15 protein-coding genes are annotated in these 16008 nt (G+C 61.4%); 11 read left to right on the forward strand and 4 right to left on the reverse strand.

The window, feature by feature from the left end:
* Positions 1–1085: 1085 nt before the first annotated feature.
* Positions 1086–3188 (reverse strand): molybdopterin-containing oxidoreductase family protein, encoded by a 2103-nt coding sequence (locus tag KUG85_RS05310; protein ID WP_223004388.1) that lies wholly within the window; start codon positions 3186–3188, stop codon positions 1086–1088.
* 84 nt (positions 3189–3272) lie between these two features.
* On the opposite strand from KUG85_RS05310, the gene KUG85_RS05315 reads away from it, so the two are divergent.
* From KUG85_RS05315 to KUG85_RS05325, 3 genes are all read left to right on the forward strand, one after another.
* Complete coding sequence (locus tag KUG85_RS05315; RefSeq protein WP_223004511.1) at positions 3273–4121, forward strand: 23S rRNA (adenine(2030)-N(6))-methyltransferase RlmJ; 849 nt, start codon at positions 3273–3275, stop codon at positions 4119–4121.
* Between the two features lie 79 nt (positions 4122–4200).
* Positions 4201–4626, forward strand: a complete 426-nt coding sequence (locus KUG85_RS05320; RefSeq protein ID WP_065818287.1) for a hypothetical protein — start codon at positions 4201–4203, stop codon at positions 4624–4626.
* 23 nt (positions 4627–4649) lie between these two features.
* The gene (locus tag KUG85_RS05325; protein ID WP_223004389.1) at positions 4650–5318 is read left to right on the forward strand and encodes a ribonuclease T2 family protein; all 669 of its coding nucleotides are present in this window, start codon (positions 4650–4652) and stop codon (positions 5316–5318) included.
* 52 nt (positions 5319–5370) lie between these two features.
* Here KUG85_RS05325 and KUG85_RS05330 read toward each other — a convergent pair whose 3' ends face one another.
* Positions 5371–6042, reverse strand: coding sequence for an outer membrane protein (locus KUG85_RS05330; protein WP_065818289.1), 672 nt, complete (start codon positions 6040–6042; stop codon positions 5371–5373).
* Positions 6043–6344: 302 nt separating this feature from the next.
* Here KUG85_RS05330 and KUG85_RS05335 point away from each other — a divergent pair, with 302 nt between their 5' ends.
* The 7 genes from KUG85_RS05335 (at position 6345) to KUG85_RS05365 (ending at position 14042) form a co-directional block, all read left to right on the forward strand.
* Entirely contained in the window at positions 6345–7286 is a 942-nt protein-coding gene (locus tag KUG85_RS05335) for a calcium/sodium antiporter (protein ID WP_065818290.1), read from the forward strand.
* 168 nt (positions 7287–7454) lie between these two features.
* Positions 7455–8219, forward strand: coding sequence for an SDR family oxidoreductase (locus tag KUG85_RS05340; RefSeq protein ID WP_223004390.1), 765 nt, complete (start codon positions 7455–7457; stop codon positions 8217–8219).
* Positions 8183–10183 (forward strand): excinuclease ABC subunit UvrC, encoded by a 2001-nt coding sequence (uvrC, locus tag KUG85_RS05345; protein ID WP_223004391.1) that lies wholly within the window; start codon positions 8183–8185, stop codon positions 10181–10183. The genes KUG85_RS05340 and uvrC overlap by 37 nt, the downstream gene beginning before the upstream one ends.
* 169 nt (positions 10184–10352) lie before the next feature.
* On the forward strand, positions 10353–10952 hold the full coding sequence (pgsA, locus tag KUG85_RS05350; RefSeq protein ID WP_007007669.1) for a CDP-diacylglycerol--glycerol-3-phosphate 3-phosphatidyltransferase: 600 nt from the start codon (positions 10353–10355) through the stop codon (positions 10950–10952).
* Positions 10949–11206 carry a molybdopterin converting factor subunit 1 gene (gene moaD, locus KUG85_RS05355; RefSeq protein ID WP_223004392.1) on the forward strand — a complete coding sequence of 86 codons (258 nt, stop codon included), beginning with the start codon at positions 10949–10951 and terminating at the stop codon, positions 11204–11206. Before pgsA ends, moaD begins: the two co-directional genes overlap by 4 nt.
* Positions 11207–11208: 2 nt before the next feature.
* Positions 11209–11679, forward strand: coding sequence for a molybdenum cofactor biosynthesis protein MoaE (locus tag KUG85_RS05360; RefSeq protein WP_223004393.1), 471 nt, complete (start codon positions 11209–11211; stop codon positions 11677–11679).
* Between the two features lie 113 nt (positions 11680–11792).
* Complete coding sequence (locus tag KUG85_RS05365) at positions 11793–14042, forward strand: putative bifunctional diguanylate cyclase/phosphodiesterase (RefSeq protein WP_223004394.1); 2250 nt, start codon at positions 11793–11795, stop codon at positions 14040–14042.
* Between the two features lie 57 nt (positions 14043–14099).
* On the opposite strand, the gene ndk is transcribed toward KUG85_RS05365, so the two are convergent.
* Together ndk and KUG85_RS05375 are read right to left on the reverse strand one after the other, a co-directional pair.
* Positions 14100–14522 carry a nucleoside-diphosphate kinase gene (ndk, locus tag KUG85_RS05370; RefSeq protein ID WP_025030191.1) on the reverse strand — a complete coding sequence of 141 codons (423 nt, stop codon included), beginning with the start codon at positions 14520–14522 and terminating at the stop codon, positions 14100–14102.
* Between the two features lie 98 nt (positions 14523–14620).
* On the reverse strand, positions 14621–15313 hold the full coding sequence (locus tag KUG85_RS05375) for a glutathione S-transferase family protein (RefSeq protein ID WP_223004395.1): 693 nt from the start codon (positions 15311–15313) through the stop codon (positions 14621–14623).
* Between the two features lie 116 nt (positions 15314–15429).
* Here KUG85_RS05375 and KUG85_RS05380 point away from each other — a divergent pair, with 116 nt between their 5' ends.
* Positions 15430–15942, forward strand: coding sequence for a DinB family protein (locus tag KUG85_RS05380; protein ID WP_065818296.1), 513 nt, complete (start codon positions 15430–15432; stop codon positions 15940–15942).
* The last annotated feature ends 66 nt before the right edge of the window (positions 15943–16008 follow it).

The following is a 16008-nucleotide window of genomic DNA, read 5'->3' on the forward strand; positions in this document are numbered from 1 at the left end:
CGCACCCCATCACCACCGCAACGGCATGGATCCTATGGTCAAGCCATAGGACGACGAGGCGAATGAAGCGCGTTCCCTACTCGCTATTCGCTACTCCCTATTCGCTCTTTTCTCCCCCACCCCCAAAACCGCCGCTACACTTCCCCCCATCGCCCCTGTCGGGAACCGGGTCCGGAGCCGGGGATCAGGAGGGGCGACGGCAGCCTCCCCCTCGGGTTCGGTGACCCGAGGCCTGTGAGGGCCCGCGAAAGGCCGGCGGCCGGCATCATGTCGGTTGCGGAAAAGCCGCTAGGGCACAGATCGCCCGAGTGACCGGCCGGCAGACGGGACAGCGGCCGGCGGGGCGCGCTTTTCGCGCCACTTCAATTCCAACAGAGAGGCACGAAAAACGCGCCCCGTTTCCCGAACCACGCAAACCCCGGCGGCAACCCCGCGCGGCAACGAAGGAGCCTGTCTTGAAATGCCCGCGCCACACCCCCCTCTGTCCTGCCGGACATCTCCCCCTCAAGGGGGGAGATCAGGCGGTGGATGGGTTTCTGCCAATCGCCACCGGATTGAGGAGTGTGCAGCCTGCCTGCCAGCCATTCTCCCCCCTTGAGGGGGAGATGTCCGGCAGGACAGAGGGGGGGCAATTGCGCCAACGGTCGAAACCAGCCCCACCCCCTCTGCAGAATGCGCACCAACGTCAAACGCCCCCTTCTCCCCGCGAGCGGGGAGAAGGTGAGGATGAGGGGCGAGCGCCATCAGTGGCCGGGATACCGACAGAGGTGGAAAAGCTCGCAAGGCGCCGCCCGCCCCTCATCCCCCTGCCGGGACCTTCTCCCCGCAGACGGGGAGAAGGAGGCCGTCATCCCGGGCCTGACCCGGGACCCATTGGAGGAACGCGCGAGCGCAGGGTCCGGTCCTCACCTCCGCACCACCAGCCGCACCCTCTGCGGACACCGGCCGCGCCTCTCAATGGGTCCCGGCTCTCGCTCCGCTCGGCCGGGATGACGACGATGAGAACATCACCCCACAACGTCATCCCGGAAGCCGCAGGCTATCCGGGACCCATTGGAGGAACGCGCGAGCGCACGGCCTGGAGTTCACAAAGCGCGCACCCAGACTTTCGTGTCGTGGAACGCCGCGCCGCCATATGGCGCGATGGAATCGGCACCGGTCAGAACATTGATGCCCTCGCCGCGCTCATGCGCGCTGTTCGGCCAGATGCCCTCGGCAATCACCACGCCGCGTCGCACACCGTCGAAGAGCTTCACATGCAAAACCACCTCGCCGCGTCGATTGCCGATCTCCACGCGATCGCCGGCCTGAAGCCCGAGCTCAACGGCATCGTCGGGGTGCAGCATCAGCTCCGGCCGCCCCTCCCGTTTCACCGAGCCCGGTGTCTCCGTAAAACTCGAATTCAGGAAGGTGCGCGCCGGCGAGGTCGCCAGCCGGTAGGGATGCTCCGGATCCGCCACTTCGATAAAATCCATATGGTCGGGAAAGTCCGGCATGCGCGCGTGCGGCCCCTGCAGGCCGATAGAGGCCGGCGGACGGTTGGGCGCTGGCGTTCCGGTCCAGTCCGGCCGGAACCGATACTTGCCATCAGGATGACCGAAACCGTCGACGAAATGAGCGGTGTCGAAATCCGGCTGTACATCGGCCCAGCGATCGGCCTTGAAGCTTTCGAACGTACCAAGCCCGCGCTTCTCCAGCATGACTTCGACATGCTCGCGCGCCGTCAGGCCAAAACCGCCCTTGTCGGCAACGCCGAGACGCTCCGCAAGCTCCTCGATCACGAACAGGTTTTCCCGCGCCTCACCGGGCGCATCCACCAGTTTGGGGCCGAGAATGATGTGCTGGTGACCGCCACCTCGATAGATGTCGTCATGTTCCAAAAACATCGTCGCCGGCAGAACCACATCGGCAAGCTTCGCCGTGTCGGTCATGAACTGCTCGTGCACGCAGGTGAAAAGGTCCTCGCGCAGAAAACCCTTCTTCACCAGCCGCTGTTCCGGAGCGATGTTGGCCGGATTGGTGTTCTGGATCAAAAGTGCCGTGACGGGCGGGCCCCCATGCAGTGCCTCAGCATCATTGGTCAGAATGCGCCCGATCTGCGCCTGGTCGAGCGAACGGATCGAGGAATCGCGCAGCGCACTGCCCTCGATCTGCGACTTGTCGAGGCGGAAGATGCCGGAATTGGAATGAAACGCCCCTCCACCTTCATATTGCCAGCAGCCGGTAACGGCGGCGATGGAAAGGGCGGCGTGCATGTTCACAACACCGTTGCGGTTGCGCGTGAACCCATAGCCCAGCCGGAAGAAGGTGCGCTTCGTCTCGCCCACCAGCCTGGCAAAGCCCTCGATTTCGTCAACCGAAAGGCCGGTGATGGCAGACGCCCATTCGGGTGTGCGCGTCTTCAGATGCGCTTCAAGTCCCTTGGGGTCGTCCGTGTATTTGTCAAGAAATGCCCAGTCAGCCAAACCATCGTGGAAAAGAACATGCATGACCGCGCAGGCAAGGGCCGCGTCCGTGCCCGGCTTCAGAACGAGGCCGAGATCGGCCTGTTTCATGGTGGCATTGTCGTAGACATCGATGACGACGATCTTCGCACCGCGCTCCTTGCGCGCCTTGATCGCGTGAGTCATCACATTGACCTGGGTCGCAACGGCATTGGTGCCCCAGATCACCACGCAGTCGGACTTGGCCATTTCGCGTGGATCGGGCCCGCGCAAATCGCCCGCACCCATGACAAAGCCGGTCCAGGCGGCATTGGTGCAGACCGTGCCGAAGAAGCCGGAATAGCGTTTGGCGTGCCGCAGCCGGTCGATGGAATCGCGCTGCACCAGCCCCATCGTCCCGGCATAATAATAGGGCCAGACGGTCTCGGTCCCGTATTTTTCCTCCGCCTTCAAGAAGGCTTCGGCCACACGGTCGAGCGCGGCCTCCCAGCTCGCCTCCTTCCACTGCCCCTCGCCCTTGGCGCCGGAACGGACCAGCGGCTTCAGCAGGCGGTCGGGGTGGTGGATGCGTTCGGCATAGCGGGCAACCTTGGCGCAGATCACGCCGGCGGTGTAGCTGTTGTCCTTTGCGCCATGGACGCGGCCAATGCGGCCGTCCTTTATCTCGACATCGAGGGCACAGGTCGATGGACAGTCATGCGGACAGGCCGAATGGCCGATATGGATGTTTGCGTGTGTGTTCATGGCGGGAACACTAGCGATTTTTCGCGCGGACGCGTAGAGCCAGTGAGCAGAAAATCAGGTGCAGACCTCACCGAAGCGGGAAACATGAATTATCGCCACGCCTATCATGCTGGAAACTTCGCCGATGTGGTCAAGCACGCCATCGTTGCCCGCATCGTTGAATATCTGAAACGCAAGGACAAGGCTTTCCGCGTGATCGACACCCATGCGGGAATCGGTCTTTACGACCTGAGTTCCGAAGAAGCACAGAAAACCGGCGAATGGCGGGACGGGATCGGCCGGCTCGTCGAGGCTTCCCTCGATGAGAAAACAGCAAGCCTTTTGAATCCCTTGCTGGAAGCGGTTCACAAGGAGAATCAAGGCCGCGGCATCCAGTATTATCCCGGTTCCCCGCGCCTCGTTCGCCATCTCTTGCGCAGGCAGGACCGACTGACCGCCATAGAACTGCACCCACAGGATGCCGGGCGGCTGAAGGAAATTTTTGCCGGCGATTTCCAGACACGGGTCATCGAACTCGATGGCTGGCTGGCGCTGGGCGCGCATCTGCCGCCGAAAGAAAAGCGTGGACTGGTGCTGATTGACCCGCCCTTCGAAGAGGAAGACGAATTCGGACGGATTGTCACGAAACTCGAAAAGGCACACCGGCGCTGGCCGGGCGGCATCTATGCGGTCTGGTACCCGATCAAGAACCATGACGCGGTTCAGGCTTTCCGCAGACGCCTAGCTGAAAGCGGCATTGCCGATGTGATCGACATCCGTCTCGAATTGCGCCCACCCTCCAGTGAACCGCGCCTCGACGGGACCGGCATGATCGTGGTCAATCCGCCTTTCGTGCTGCGTGAGGAGATGGAAACGCTGCTTCCGGTTCTTGCCGGCATTCTGGGCGAAGAGGGCAAGGGGCGCTGGGCACTCGAAAGGCTTACGGCAGAATAGCGTGACCATGCTTGACCCAAACCGCGCACTGGCGCAAAACTTCAACCCACCGCACCGCAACAATCCGGGAGACAGACCTATGGCGCGCTTTTTGGCTCTTGCAGCCGGCCTCACCGCATCATTCCTTTCGATGCAGGCGATGGCAGCCGATCCGGTCGGCTCTTATGGCGCGGTGGACGATGTCTGCGCGGATGCGCGCGTTCATTCGACCATTCAGAAGCGTTTCCGCTATCAGGTCACCCATGTACCGAACCTGCCAGACGTCGACATCGTCGATTTCTACGGGTCCTACCAGACACGCTACAGCCCGTCCTCCTATGACAGCCCGATCGAGCGGCGCTATTGCCGCGCCACGGCGCGCCTTTCCGATGGGCGTGACCGGACGATCTGGTATCTGATCGAGTACGGCCAGGGCTTTGCCGGGCTCGGCAACAATGTCGAGTTCTGCGTTTCCGGCTTCGACCGCTGGAACGTCTATGACGGCCACTGCCGCGTGCTGCGATAGACGACGCGATTGCGGGGCGGACCATGCGTATCGCAAAGCGGCTTTCCGCCGCCCTTCTGGCATGTCATGTGACATTCCCTGCCCCGGCGATTGCCGGCGAGCGCGGTGCACCGGCGGGTGAGTTCGATTTCTATGTGCTGTCACTAAGCTGGTCGCCCAGCTACTGCGCCGCCGAAGGCGCGGAGGCCAACCGGCAGCAATGCGGACGCGAGCGGCCCTATGCCTTCGTGGTCCACGGGCTCTGGCCGCAATATGAGAAAAGCTACCCGGAATATTGCCAATCCAAGCGCCCGCAGCGTGTGCCCAATGCGCTGGTTGATCAGTATCGAGACATCATGCCCTCGGCAGGCCTGATGGGCCATCAATGGCGCAAGCACGGCATGTGTACGGGGTTTGCGCAGGAGGACTATTTCGCCCTCTCGCGCAAGGCGCGCGAGCGTGTGGAAACGCCCTCCGAGTTCCGCCGGCTTGCAAAGCCGGAGATGGTTTCGCCGAAACGGGTCGAAGAGGCCTTTCTTGCAGCCAATCCCGGCCTGAAGAAAGATGCCATCGCCGTCACATGCGACAATCGCTATCTGCGCGAAGTGCGCATTTGCATGACCAAAGATCTGGAGTTCCGGTCCTGCGAGGCCGTCGATCGAAAGGATTGCAGGCGCGAGCGGGTTCTGATGCCGCCGGCGCGGGGCGGATAAAGAAAAAGCCGGGCACAGGGCCCGGCTTTTCCAGTTCAGTCTGTCGCTTCGATCAGAACTGCATACCAAGGCCGAACATGACCTTGTTGGAGCTGTCGCTGACTTCCTGCGCACCGCTGCCGGTGTTGAACGCTTCGTCACCGAACTTGGTGTAACGGTATTCGACGCGGCCGAAGACCTTGTCGGTCAGCTTGGCATCGACGCCGGCACCGGCCGTCCAGCCGAGCATGGTGTTGGTGTCGGAACCGGCCGCATCGGTGATCTTCAGACGCTGCGCAGCGCCACCGGCCGTGCCGTAGATCAGGATGTTGTCGGTCGCGGCAACGCCGAGACGGGCGCGCAGCGTGCCGTCGACGCCGTGCTTGGATTCGACACCGGCATTGGTGCCCTTCATACCGTTGTAACCGACATCGCCTTCAACACCGTAGACAAAGCTGCCCGACTGGAAGTTCCAACCGGCAAAGCCGCCGCCCACAAAGCCATCGGTATCAATGTCGTTGCCGGCAACCGGCTGGTTTGCAGACGTCTCACCGGAGAAGCCATAGCCAAGCGCGATACCGGCATAGCCACCTTCCCAATCGTTGATCGGGGTGGAGATCACCGGCGCGGCAGGCGGTGCAGGCGGCTGCTCCATGACTGCGTCAGCAGCCTGTGCGGCACCGGCCGCTGCAACAAAACCGACGGCTGCGGCCGCGGAAAGAATGACGTTCTTATGGGCTTTCATGGTCCATACTCCTTAAGCCACTAGCATTTTCAAAGCTGTGGGCGCCCCTCTTGGCATCATGCCCGTTCAAACGCACCACGCTGGCGAGACCGGTCATCCTGGGAGGAAGCGGGCCGATCTCGCATGAGACCTATCTGGGCGCGAAATGAGGCTGAACGTGCCCGAAAAATGGGTCTTTCAGGGGCACCAATAAGGCGGAAAATTGACGTTGCAAAAGAGCAACATGCCGGGGCGGAGACCTTGGGGGCCGGCATTCGAGCACCTATATTCCGGCGGCTGTTCCGATTCTCACGAGGTTTCTCATGCTTTTCAGCCTGCTCATACTCGCGGCCGGTGTCGCCCTCCTAGTGGTGGCCGGTGACATATTCGTCAAGGGCGCTGTGGGACTGGCGGAAAACCTCGGCATCTCTCCGCTGATCATCGGTCTGACAGTGGTGGCCTTCGGAACGTCTGCGCCCGAACTCTTTACCTCCATCCAGGCGGCCCTTTCAGGAGCGCCCGGTCTGGCGGTCGGCAATGTGGTCGGCTCCAACATCGCCAACATCCTGCTGGTGCTTGGTCTGCCGGCGATCATCTATCCGATCGTATCGGACGGCAAAGGGCTGCGGCGTAATCTGGTGGCCATGCTCGTCTCGACCGTCATCTTCATGTGGATGCTCACGGGTGGCATCATCACCCGGATCGAGGGCGCAGTGCTTTTCGCGGGTCTCTGCGCCTTCATCGCGTGGCAGGCGCGCGATGCGGTGAACGGCAAGGCACCGGCCGACCACGACTTCCATGAAGAGATCGGCGAGGCCCCACACGACCGCAAACGGATCACCGCCTACCTGATCGCCGGCGTGATCGGACTGCCGGTCGCAGCCCAGTTGACCGTGGCCGGTGCCGTCAGGATCGCCGAGAGTTTTGGCGTGAGCGATGCCGTCATCGGCCTGACGATCGTCGCCATCGGCACCTCGCTTCCCGAGCTCGCCACGAGCCTGGCGGCTGCATTGAAGCGTCATTCCACCGTTGCGCTGGGCAATATCGTGGGATCGAACATCTTCAACATCGCCTGCATCATGGGCCTGACGGCGTTGATTACGCCAATCGCCGTGGATCCGCGTATTGTATCCATCGACATGTGGGTGATGCTCGCCGCCGCCTGTGTGCTGGCACTTCTCGGCTTCCTGCGCATCGCGTCGGGCAAGCTTATGGGCAGCGCAATGCTTGCCGGCTTTGCAGGTTACATCGCCACGGTCTTTTGATCCTGCGCGAAAACCCGGTAGCGGAAAAAAATCGTGCACCTGTCAGCAGTGAAGGGTCGAACGCTCTGCGGGCTTGGACGTCATAGGCATTGGGCTTAAACAACGTTGTTGAATGCGATGACGCTTGGCGTCAGGATTCGCAGCTGAGTTGAACAAGACGGGAAAGACATGGCTCAATCGAGAGCAACGGCACTGATCACCGGAGGTGCGAAGCGCATTGGCGCGGCCATTGCGCGCGATCTGGCAGAGCATGGGTTCGCCGTTGCCATTCACTGCAGCCGGTCCCGCGAAGCTGCCGAGAACCTGGCCGATGAGATCGTCAGGACAGGCGGTGAAGCCCATGTGGTGCAGGCTGATCTGCAGGATGGCGCGGCCACCCGCGACCTGATCGGCCACACACGACGAGTGCTTGGCGTGCCATCCATTCTCATCAACAACGCCTCGGTATTTGAAGATGACGGAATTGCCGACTTTACAGACGAAAGCTGGGATGCGCACTTCGACCTGCATGTGAAAGCGCCGGCACTGCTCGCACAGGCCCTAGTGGGAGCGCTCGAGGACAATCAGGAAGCGTTGATCGTCAACATGATCGATCAACGTGTGTGGCGCCTCAATCCACGCTTCTTCAGCTACACGCTTTCAAAGTCGGCCCTCTGGACAGCCACGCGAACCATGGCGCAGGCGCTCGGACCGAACATACGCGTCAACGCGATTGGCCCCGGCCCCACCCTGCCGAACCAGCGCCAGCAGCAGGCGGATTTCGACAGGCAGACGGACGCCCTTATTCTGGAGCGTGGCCCCGATCTGGCGGATTTCGGTCGCACCATCCGGTATCTGTGGGAAACACGTTCAATTACCGGTCAGATGATCGCGCTCGACGGCGGACAGCATCTGGCATGGGAAACGCCGGACGTGGCGGGAGTGCCCGAGTGAGCGCCAAAATCACATTGAAAGAGCCGGCGAACCTGGCGCTGGAGTGGGACAGCGGCGAGACGACGGACGGTGCTGTCGGCATTGAGGTCATCCAGTCGGCCGTCAAGCGTCTACCCAACGCTCCCGGCGTCTACCGGATGATGAATGCCGAAGGCGATGTCCTTTATGTGGGCAAGGCGCGCAGCCTCAAGAAGCGCGTGACCAACTACGCGCAGGGCCGCGGCCATACAAACCGTATCGGCCGCATGGTGCGCGAGACGGCGTCCATGGAATTCGTGGTTACGCGGACGGAAACCGAAGCGCTGCTTCTGGAAGCGAACCTCATCAAGCGGCTGCGGCCACGCTTCAATGTCCTTTTGCGCGACGACAAGTCGTTTCCCTATATCCTTCTGACCGGCGACCATCCGGCGCCCGGCATCTTCAAGCATCGCGGCGCACGCTCGAAGAAGGGCGACTATTTCGGCCCGTTCGCCTCGGCGGGGGCCGTCGGGCGCACGATCAACTCCCTGCAGCGCGCCTTTCTTCTGCGCACCTGCACCGATTCGGTGTTTGAAAGCCGCACGCGCCCCTGCCTCCTCTTCCAGATCAAGCGCTGTTCCGGGCCCTGCACGGGCGAAATCAGCGAGGAAGGCTATGCCGAACTGGTTTCGGAGGCCAAGGCCTTTCTTTCGGGCCGTTCCAGCAAGGTAAAAGCCGAAATCGCCCAGTCGATGCAGGAAGCCTCCGAGGCGCTGGATTTCGAGCGTGCCGCGATCCACCGCGACCGGCTTTCCGCCCTGAGCCATGTGCAAAGCCATCAGGGCATCAACCCGCAGGGTGTCGAAGAGGCCGATGTGTTCGCCATTCATCAGGAGGGCGGGCAGAACTGCATACAGGTCTTCTTCTTCCGGACCGGACAGAACTGGGGCAACCGGGCCTATTTTCCGAAGGCCGATCCGAGCCTTGAAGCGCAGGAAGTGCTTGGTGCCTTTCTTGCCCAGTTCTACGACGACAAGCCCTGCCCCCGCATGGTGCTCCTGTCGCACGAAATCGAGGAGCAGGATCTTCTGGCCGATGCACTCGCCACACGGGCGGGCAGGAAGGTGCAGGTCTCCTGCCCGCAGCGCGGCGAAAAGAAGGATCTGACCGATCACGCCCTGCAAAACGCCCGTGAGGCGCTGGGGCGGCGGCTGGCCGAGACCTCCTCGCAGGCGCGGCTGATGGAAGGGTTTGCCGAAACATTCGGCCTGGATGGTGCGCCGCGCCGCATCGAGGTCTACGACAACTCGCACATCATGGGGACAAACGCGGTGGGCGGCATGATCGTTGCCGGCGCCGAGGGTTTTGCGAAGAACCAGTACCGGAAGTTCAACATACGTTCGACCGACATTACGCCCGGCGACGACTACGGCATGATGCGCGAAGTGATGCAGCGGCGCTTCTCACGGCTGATCAAGGAGAACGGGTTGCCGGGCTCCGCGGATACACCTGACATCGATACGCAGGAAACGGATGCAGCGGAGATGCCTGCCTGGCCCGATGTCCTTCTCATCGATGGCGGACAGGGGCAACTGGCGGCGGTCACGCAGGTTCTGGAGGAACTCGGGATTGCCGGCCTGGTGACGGCCATCGGTGTCGCCAAGGGTGTTGACCGCGATGCCGGGCGCGAGCGGTTTTTCATGGCAGGCAGAAACCCGTTCAGCCTGCCCGTGCGCGATCCGGTTCTCTATTTCATTCAGCGGCTGCGCGATGAAGCGCACCGGTTTGCCATCGGTTCGCACCGTGCCCGGCGCAAGAAGGAGATGGTGAAGAACCCGCTCGACGAGATTGGCGGCATCGGCCCCGGCCGCAAGCGCGCACTTCTGCACCATTTCGGCACCGCCAAAGCAGTGAGCCGCGCCGGCATCGAAGACCTTACCGCGGTGGACGGCATTTCCGAGGCCATCGCACGCCAGATCTACAACCACTTTCACGAAAACGGCTGAAGCGGCGTTGTTTCGTCGCGCCCCGGAAGGTTGGCGCTTGCCGTGGGCGCCGAGTTCTGATTTGACAGGAAGTGATTGACAGGCGGCCGGTTCAAGCTGGCAGCGTCGAATTCAACAGACTGGGGCGCCCGCGGGTGCTCCGCGGCAGACCGGAGCAGGATTGCGCTTCATGGCCAGACGTAGCACACCGGCATTCAACATCCCGAACCTCCTGACCTATGGCAGAATTCTCGCGGTGCCGGCGATTGTCCTGTGCTTTTTTCTGGAAGGCAGGCTTCAATCGAGCGATTTCGCCCGCTGGTCGGCACTGGCGCTGTTTATCGCTGCCAGCATCACAGACTATCTGGACGGCTATCTGGCCCGCATCTGGGAGCAGACTTCGAACATCGGCAAGATGCTCGATCCCATCGCTGACAAGCTGCTCGTTTCCACCTGCCTTCTGCTGCTTGCAGCCGACACGGACCGCACCATCGCCGGGTGGACGCTGTGGGCAGCCATCATCATCCTTTGCCGTGAAATTCTTGTTTCGGGTCTGCGCGAGTATCTTGCTGCCCTCAAGGTCAGCGTTCCCGTCACGCAGCTCGCAAAATGGAAGACCACGATCCAGATGGTCGCGATCGGCTTCCTGCTCGCAGGCCCTGCCGGTGACAAGGTCCTGCCCTACACCACGCAGCTCGGTATCGTGCTGCTCTGGATTTCCGCCATCGTCACGCTTTATACGGGCTATGACTATTTCCGCGCCGGGCTGAAGCACATCGTGGAGGAATGACGATGAAGCTGATTTACTTTGCATGGGTGCGCGAACGCATCGGGCTGCCTGAAGAGACGGTGGACCTGCCTGCCGACGTCAAGACGGTGGCAGACCTGCTCAACTGGCTGAAAGAACGCGGCGAAAACTACGAGACCGCGCTGGAGCGCCCGGAGGTCATTCGCGTCGCCATCAACCAGGAGCATGCGGACCATGCGGCCCCTCTCCCCGCCAAGGGTGAGATTGCGCTCTTCCCGCCGATGACCGGGGGGTGACCATGAGATCCGTCTGCGAACCGCTGGTGCGCGTTCAGGCCGGTGATTTTGACCTCGCCACGGAAGCCCGGCGGCTGAGCGACGGACGGCGCGATGTGGGCGCCATCGTGAGCTTCACCGGGCTCTGCCGCGATGACGGCGGCCGGCTGGAAGCGCTTGAGCTGGAACATTATCCCGGTATGGCCGAGGCGGAGATTGGCCGCATCGCCGGCGAGGCTGCGCAGCGCTGGCCGCTTAGCGGTCTGACGGTTATCCACCGTTTCGGCAGGATCGCACCCGGCGAAAACATCGTCCTCGTGGTCGCGGCCTCCGCCCACCGGCGCGCGGCTTTCGAGGCCGCAGACTTTCTGATGGACTATCTCAAATCGCGCGCACCCTTCTGGAAGAAGGAACATGCCGCGGGCGAAACCGAGGCCGGCTGGGTGGAAGCCAAAGACCGTGACCAGGAAGACATGAAGCGCTGGAAGCGTTGAGGCCGGCGGCCTTTACGCCTTGCTAACGATAGCGATCATTTCTCTCAAGACTAGACGTTTCGACAAACCATTCAGGGTTATAGCTTCCTCAAGGTAACGCCGGTGGGAGAGCAATGTCGGAACCTTTCCAGACAATGCTGGTTGCGGGAGCACATCCCGCCTGGTTGATTGCGGCAGCAGGCATTCTGGGATGCCTGGGGCTTGGTTTTCAGTTGTTTCGCGTTAGCCGGCGCTATCGCGGCGTGCGCGACGAGCAGAAGAACCACCACGACCTGATCGAGCACCTCTCCGAAGGCATCTACCGGTCGTCGCCGGACGGGCGCCAACTGAGCGCGAACCCGGCGCTTGTGCGCCTGAACGGCTACGGAAGCGAGGCCGAACTGCTTGCCGGCGTCAAGGACATCGCCAAGGAATGGTATGTAGACCCCACCCGGCGTGAGGCTTTCCGGGCCGAGCTTGAGACCAAGGGCAAGGTCGAGAACTTCATCTCGGAAGTCTATCGCCACAAGACACGGGAGCGCATCTGGATCAGCGAATCGGCACGCCTCGTGCGCGACCGGCGCACCGGCAAGGCGCTCTACTATGAAGGCTCCGTGCGCGAAATCACGGAGACGATGAAGCGCCTGAAACTGCAGGACATGTTCGAGAAGCTTACATCGCAGCTGCCGGGCGGGCTTTTCCAGTTGCTGCGGCGTGCCGACGGCGAGTTTTCCGTTCTCTACGTGTCAAAGGGCTTCCGCCACCTGCTCGGATACGACGACCGCACCGTGCCGGAAAACCCGAACACCGTTCTTCACATGGTCCACAACGACGACCGTGCGCACTATCTGGAAACGTTGAGGGAATCAGGCACCAGGCTCACCCCCTGGGAATGCGAATTCCGCATCCATGCGGCGGACGGGACGGAGAAGTGGCTGCGCGTCGCGGCCATGCCCGAAACCACCGAAGAAGGCATTGTCTGGCACGGCTATCTTGCCGACGTCTCCCTGCGCAAGAAGAATGAAATGGAGATCGAGCGCCTAGCATTCTACGATCCGCTGACCAGGCTTCCCAACCGGCGACGGCTTTTCGATCAAATTGGCCGGCAGATGGCGATGTGCTGCAAAGACGGGCACCGCGGGGCGATCCTCTTCATCGACCTCGACAACTTCAAAACCCTCAACGACACGATGGGACACGATGTCGGCGATACCTTTCTCAAACAGGTTGCCAACCGCCTGCAGGCTGCCATCGGGCCTCAGGATTCCGTCGGGCGGATCGGCGGGGACGAGTTCGTTATTGTGCTGTCACTGAACGACACGACCGCTGCGAGTGCGACCCGCAATGCGATCGTGGCGGCCAACCGGGTGCTTGCAGCGCTGCGGCAGGAATTCGTGCTCGGGCAGATGATTCATCACACTTCGGCAAGTGTCGGCGTGCTGGTTTTCGATGGCCACGAAAAGGGGCCCGAAGTCCTGATGAAAAATGCCGACATGGCGATGTATCAGGCCAAGAGTCTCGGGCGGAACAATGTCGCCCTGTTCGACCCGAAGGTGCTGCGGAAGGAACGCCGGCGCTTTCGCCTGCTGAGCGACATGCGCAGCGCGCTGGTCGACAACAATCTGGAACTGCACTACCAGCCGCAGGTGAACGCCGCCGGCCATGTGGTTGGCGCGGAGGCGCTGCTGCGCTGGAACCACGCCGAGCACGGGGCGCTTTCGCCAAGCGATTTCGTGGGGCTGGCAGAACAGCACGGGCTTGCGGAACTGCTCGGGCGCGGGGTGATCGAGACCAGCGTGCAGACGCTCGCGCTATGGAACCAGAACCCGCGCCTTGCGGACCTGCGGATGGCGGTCAACATCAGCCTCAAATCGCTGCGCGACCCGGATTTTCTCGATTTCCTGCACGACCGGCTCAACGCGCATGGCCTCGACCCGCAGCGTCTCACCCTGGAGATGACGGAACGGGTGCTGACCAGCGACCAGATGCAGATCACACGGCGGATGAACGAGTTGAAGGCGCTTGGCGTACGGCTTTCGCTGGACGATTTCGGGACAGGCTACTCGTCCATCGCCTATCTGAAGAAACTGCCATTTAACGAATTGAAGATCGACGGCAGCTTCATCACCGACATCGAAGGCAGCGAAAGCAACCGCGCGCTTGTTCAGACCATGCTCGACATGGCATCGACACTCGGTCTCTCGGCGGTGGCGGAGCATGTACAGACACCGCAGCAGGAAGCGCTTCTGAAATCGTCAGGCTGTGCGTATTTTCAGGGTTGGCTCTATGGCCGCGCGATGACGGGCAAGGACTTTTCCAAATTCGTCCTCGAGCGCAATCCCGCCTCGATACTCAAGTTTCCGAACTCGCGGCAGGGTGCATGAAAAAACCGGGGCCGAAGCCCCGGTTTCAAAAAAACAGCGTTCGATGAACGTTTGTCCTCAGCCGACGATTTCCGTGTCAGAGAACCAGTAGCGGATCTCCTCGGCTGCCGTCTCGGGCGCATCGGAACCGTGAACGGAGTTCTCGCCGATCGAGGTGGCGAACTCCTTGCGGATCGTGCCTTCGGCGGCTTCAGCCGGGTTGGTGGCGCCCATAACTTCACGGTTCTTCAGGATGGCGTTCTCGCCCTCGAGAACCTGAACGATGGTCGGGCCGGAGGACATGAACTCGCACAGCTCATCGAAGAACGGACGCTCCTTGTGCACGGCATAGAAGCCCTCGGCCTGACGGCGGCTCATCCACACGCGCTTCGATGCCACGACACGCAGGCCGGCATCCTCGAGCTTCTTGGTGATGGCACCGGTCAGGTTGCGCTTGGTGGCATCCGGCTTGATCATGGAAAATGTGCGTTCGATCGCCATGGTCTGTCCTTCGATTGTCTGGATTGAGAGCGTGAGCTCATTCGTGGAGATGGCGCGCTCTATAGCGGTCCGGAACGCACATGGGAAGGCCCTTCCCTTCAGGCGGCGGCGGGCACAGCCCGGCCAAGACCATCATGAAGGTCCAGGCAGCGACCGAACCACGCGGCAACCGGATCATCCGGGGAAAGAAGCTGGAATGGCGAGATGACGCGGGCCCACTGAAAAATGCCGGCCACGATATAGTCGGCGAAGAGGGGTCCCTGCCCGCCGATGAACGGCTGATCGGAGAGCATCAGGCGCAGCGGCGCCAGGCTCGCCCGAAAACCCTCAAGCCGATCCTCACGGCCCTTCGCCGTTTCCTCCAGGGTGCGCCCGAAACGTTTTTCACGGCTTTTGCGGAAATAGGCCTGATCGGCAGGCTCAAGTGCTGCATGGATCTCTAAAAGCAGGGAGGGGCCGATATAGCCGACAAGCGCGGTCTGCGCCCATTTTTCGATGAAGCGCGAAAGAGACCTGCCGCCTTCGCCGGCAAAAAGCGAGGGCCGGTCGGGATAGGTCTCCTCAAGATAAAGTGCGATCTGGAAGGAATCGGTCAACGCCCGCTCTCCATCCCGAATGACCGGAACGGTCCTGAACTCTCCAGCCTCGATGCCCGCGATCTGGGTGAAGCGCACGGGAACCGACCTGAAATCGAGCCCCTTGTGGGCCAGCGTAAAGGCAGTTTTCCAGCAATGCGGACTGAACGGACGCGTTTCGTCCGCGCCCACGAGATCGTACAATGCAATCGTCACGCTTGGACCTTTCGGTTACGGATGAGACCTGACAGGGTGCGCACGATTGCACATTCGGCTCGTATGACAATGCGCCAAATGCAGGAATTCCTGCTCCAGATTCCGGACAAGAGACGATGAAACAGCATTTTGAAATGTTCGCTTCCTACAATTTCTGGGCCAATGCCAGAATCTACGAAGCCGCGCAGACCCTCGATGCGGCGGCGCTCAACCGCGACGTGGGTGTCTTCTTTAAATCGCTTATGGGTACGCTGAACCACATCCTCGTGGCCGACCTGATCTGGATGAAACGTTTCACAGGCGAAGGAGCCGCCCCCGGTCGTCTCGACACAATCCTGCATTCAGCGCTGCCAGCCCTGCGCATTGCCCGGGAAGGTGAAGACCAGCGGATCATAAACTGGGTCGAAAGCCTTGAAGAAGAAGCTTTTTCCGGACGCTTCACCTATGTGACCGTTACCGATGTCAGAACCGTTTCCCAGCGCCTTGCACCGGCACTGAGCCATTTCTTCAATCATCAAACCCATCATCGGGGGCACGCCCACGCCGCTCTCTCCATTCTGGGAGCGGAAGCACCCTCGATCGACCTGATTTATTTCCAGCGAACGAAGGTCGGCTCCCGTTTTGGATGAAAGCACTTCCATTAAAACAAAAGAATCGAGAATTACATTATTTTTATAAATAAGTTCTCTTACTTA

The sequence above is a fragment of the Nitratireductor rhodophyticola genome (assembly GCF_019891355.1).
GTDB classification, from domain to species: domain Bacteria; phylum Pseudomonadota; class Alphaproteobacteria; order Rhizobiales; family Rhizobiaceae; genus Nitratireductor; species Nitratireductor rhodophyticola.